The 3,376-nt window shown below is 69.1% G+C and carries 1 protein-coding gene; it reads right to left on the reverse strand.

All coding sequences use genetic code 11. The features are described 5' to 3' along the window. Positions 1-3,376 (reverse strand): amino acid adenylation domain-containing protein (locus ABZ860_RS42730; protein WP_357232573.1); only part of this gene is annotated, 3,376 nt, incomplete at both ends.

The following is a 3,376-nucleotide window of genomic DNA, read 5'->3' on the forward strand; positions in this document are numbered from 1 at the left end:
GTGGAGGGTTGGGGTGGCGGGGTGGCCGGGTGTGGTTGTCAGTGCGTGTGTGGCTGGGGTTGTGGGGGTGTGGGTGATCAGGAGGCTGGTGTTGCTGTCGGTGAGCATGTAGGCCAGCCGGTCGGTGGGGTAGTCGGGGTCGAGGGGGAGGTAGGCGGCGCCGGTTTTCCAGACGGCCAGGATCGCGATGATGATGTCCGGGCCGCGGTCCAGGCATAGTCCGACCACGTTTTCCGTGCCGATCCCGGCTGCGAGCAGGTGGTGGGCGAGCTGGTTGGCGCGGACGTCCAGCTCGGCGTAGGTCAGCGAGGCGTCACCACAGACCACGGCGATCGCCCCCGGCTGGGCGATCGCCTGATCGGCGACCAACTCATGGATCGTCACCGACGGGACGAACAGGTCAGTCTCATTCCATCGCGCAAGCGATCGCTGCTCGGCGGCGGACAGCACCGGCAGTGTTGATAGGGGCTGGTCGGCGTCGCGGGTGACTGCGGTGAGCAGCTCGGTGAGGTGCCCGATGAGACGGCGGATGGTGGGCTCGTCGAACAGGGTGGTGCTGTACTGCACCGACCCCACGAGGGCGCCGTCCGAGGTGTGCCCCATGACCAGGCTGAGATCGAACAGCGCGTTGTCGGGCAAGACCTCGGCATCACCCTGCGCTTGCTCGGCGGGAGTGTCCGGTAGCTGGCTGATGTAGTTGAACAGTGTGCCGACCAGCGGGGTGCGGGAGCGGTCGCGTACGACGCCGAGTTCGTCGATGAGTTGTTCGAAGGGCAGGTCTTGGTGGGTGTAGGCGTCCAGGGCGGTGGCGCGTACCCGGGCCAGCAGTTGGGTGAAGGTGGGGTCGCCGGAAAGGTCGGTGCGCAGCGCCAGGGTGTTGACGAAGAAGCCGATGAGGTCCTCGGTCTGGCCGTGGGTGCGGCCGGCGACGGGGCTGCCGACGATCACATCGTGCTGGCCGGTGTACTTGCCCAGCAGGGTGGTGTAGGCGGCCAGCAGCGTCATGAACAACGTGGACGACTGCTTCCGGGACAGTTCCCGGAGCCGGGCCGTGACGTGTGAGTCGAGGTGGAAGCTGATGGCCGCTCCGGCGGTGGAGCGCACCGGGGGCCGGGGGCGGTCGGTCGGCAGCTCCAGCACCGGCGGGTCGGCCAGCTGGTTCCGCCAGTAGCCGAGCTGTTCGTCCAGCACCGGTCCGGTGAGCCAGTCGCGCTGCCAGACGGCGAAGTCGGCGTACTGCACTGCCAGTGGCGGCAGGGGGTTGGGCCGCCCGTCCCGGGACGCCTCATACAGGGCGATCAACTCGCGTAGGAAGATCTTGGCTGACCATTCGTCAGACACGATGTGGTGCATGGACAGGGCGAGGATGTGCTGGTCGTCGGCCAGGCGCAGCAGGGTGGCGCGGATCAGCGGCCCGGTGGCTAGGTCGAACGGGGTGGCGGCGTCGGCGGCCACCCAGGCGCGGGCCGCCTCCTGCGGATGGTCATGACCCGTCAGGTCCACCATGGGCAGGTCGAACCGGGTGGGCGGGTCGATGACCTGCCACGGGATGCCGTCGTCATCGGCCACCAGACGCGTGCGCAGCACCTCATGCCGCTCGACCAGAGCGTCCAGCGCGGCACGTAGCGCGGCGATGTCCATGTCCCCGGTGAGTGGGATCGGGGAGGGGATGACGTATTCGGCCGATCCGGGGTCGAGCTGGTCGAGGAACCACAGGCGTTGCTGGGCGAACGACAGCGGCAGTTTCCGTTCCCGTGAGACCGGCACGATCGGCGGCGGAGCCTCGCCCGCCGTGCCGGTGTCGATGACGGCGGCCAGTTCCCCGACGGTGGGGTGGTCGAACAGGGCGGCGACGCCGGTGTCGGTCCCGAAAGCGGCGCGGATGCGGGTGATGGCTTGGGTGGCGAGGAGGGAGTGGCCGCCGAGGTCGAAGAAGTTGTCGGTGACGCCGACGTGGTCGAGGTTGAGCAGGTCGGCCCAGATGCCGGCGAGGAGTTCTTCGGTGGGGGTGGTGGGCGCCACGAACTCCGTTGCCAGTGCTGGGCGTTCGCCGTCGGGGGCGGGCAGTGCGGCGCGGTCGATTTTGCCGTTGGGGGTGAGGGGGAAGGCGGTCAGCTCGACGAACGCGGTGGGGATCATGTAGTCGGGCAGGGCGGCGCGTAGGTGCTCACGCAGCTCGCTCACCGGGGGGATCTCCCCGTCTGCGGGGACGAGGTAGGCGATCAGCCGCTGTTCGTGTTCGGTGACGAGGGCGGTGGTGATGGCGGGGTGGGTGGTGAGGGTGTGTTCGATCTCGGCGGGTTCGATGCGGTTGCCGCGGATTTTGATTTGGTGGTCGGTGCGGCCGAGGAAGTCGAGTTGTCCGTCGGGTCGCCAGCGGGCCAGGTCCCCGGTCCGATACAGCCGCCCGCCGTGCGGGTCGAGGGGGTTGGCGATGAAGCGTTCGGCGGTGAGGGCGGGGCGGTGGTGGTAGCCGCGTGCCAGTCCGGCGCCGGTGATGTAGAGCTCGCCGGGGATGCCGATGGGGACGGGGTTGAGGTGGGGGTCGAGGAGGTGGAGGTGGGTGTTGGGCAGGGGTGCGCCGATGGGGGGTGGGGTGGTGGTGTCGAAGGTGGTGGTGGGGGTGGTGAGGGTGGCGCAGATGGTGGTTTCTGTGGGGCCGTAGGCGTTGATCAGGTGGCGTCCGTCGGCCCAGGTGGGGGCGAGGTCGGGTGGGCAGGGTTCGCCGCCGGTGATCAGTACGCGTAGGTGGGGCAGGGTGGTGGTGTCCAGGTGGCGTAGCAGGGTCGGGGTGCTTTGGGTGATGGTGATGCGCTGGTGCTGCATGAGGTGCTGCAGGTGGGTGGGGGAGCGGCGGGTGAGGCTGTCGGCGATGACGAGGTGGGCGCCGGCGGTGAGGGTGGTGAAGGTTTCGCTGGCGGCCACGTCGAAGGTGAAGGAGGTCAGCTGCAGGGCGGTGTCGCTTGAGGTGAGGGTGAAGCGGCGGCGTTGGGCGTCGATGATGTGGCTGAGGTTGTGGTGGGTGATGACCGCGCTCTTGGGCCGTCCGGTGGATCCGCTGGTGTAGATCAGGTACGCGGCTTGGCCGTCGAGGGTGTCCACCGCGGGTGCGCTGACCGGTTGCCTGTCCAGCAGTGTCTGGGTGGTGGGGTCGTCCAGCACCACCACGGGGATGTCGGCGCCGATGGTGGCGGCCAGGTTCACGCCGCCGCGGGTGCTGCGCTCGGTCGCGGGTCCGCTGGTGTGACCGGTGGTGTGGCCGGTGGTGGAGCCGGTGTGGTCTTCGGTGGTGCTTGTGGTGGTGAGCAGGAGGGCGGCGTTGCTGTCGGTGAGTTGGTGGGTGAGTCGGGTGGTGGGGTGGTCGGGGTCGAGGGGG

Source organism: Microbispora sp. NPDC046973 (assembly GCF_040644495.1).
Lineage (GTDB): Bacteria > Actinomycetota > Actinomycetes > Streptosporangiales > Streptosporangiaceae > Microbispora.